1 protein-coding gene and 1 pseudogene are annotated in these 500 nt (G+C 77.2%); both read right to left on the bottom strand.

The window, feature by feature from the left end:
* Window positions 1–266, bottom strand: a pseudogene (locus DQW85_RS21580) (magnesium chelatase); the annotation flags it as partial.
* A partial coding sequence (locus tag DQW85_RS21575; RefSeq protein ID WP_162795184.1) for a histidine phosphatase family protein occupies window positions 263–500 on the bottom strand: 238 nt, incomplete at its 5' end. The gene DQW85_RS21575 and the pseudogene DQW85_RS21580, both read right to left, overlap by 4 nt.

The following is a 500-nucleotide window of genomic DNA, read 5'->3' as shown; positions in this document are numbered from 1 at the left end:
CGGCGCAGCCGCTGCTCGCCGGGTTCGTGCGGCCCGTCGGGGCAGCCGGGGTCGGGCGCGGCGGGATCGCAGGCGAACCGGCACCCGGCCACGACGTCCACCGGCGGCAGCTGGGCGGCCAGGGCGCGGACGATCGTGGACTTGGCGGTGCCCTTCTCCCCGCGCACGAGCACGCCGCCCACCCGCGGGGAGACGGCGTTGAGCACCAGGGCCAGCTTCAGGTCCTCGAGCCCGACGACGGCGCTGAACGGATAGGTGGCGATCACGACGTGGCCTTCCGGTTGACATGGGCGACCCGCCGGCCGCCTCGGGTGACGGACAGTTCGGTGGTGGAGAGCGGGGCCAGGTCGAACCGCGCGGCGGCGAGCGGGTCCAGGCCGAGCGCGTGGCCCAGGGCGGCTCTGATCGCCCCGGCGTCGCAGATCACCACGGCCCGGTCCGGCGGCCCGGAGTCGAGCCACCCCGCCACCCGCGCCGCCAGCGCGGCCAGGCTCTCGCCG

Source organism: Nonomuraea lactucae, from assembly GCF_003313395.1.
GTDB lineage: Bacteria > Actinomycetota > Actinomycetes > Streptosporangiales > Streptosporangiaceae > Nonomuraea > Nonomuraea lactucae.
The sequence above is the reverse complement of the archived record's forward strand: the minus strand, read 5'-3'. Positions and strand labels throughout refer to the sequence as shown.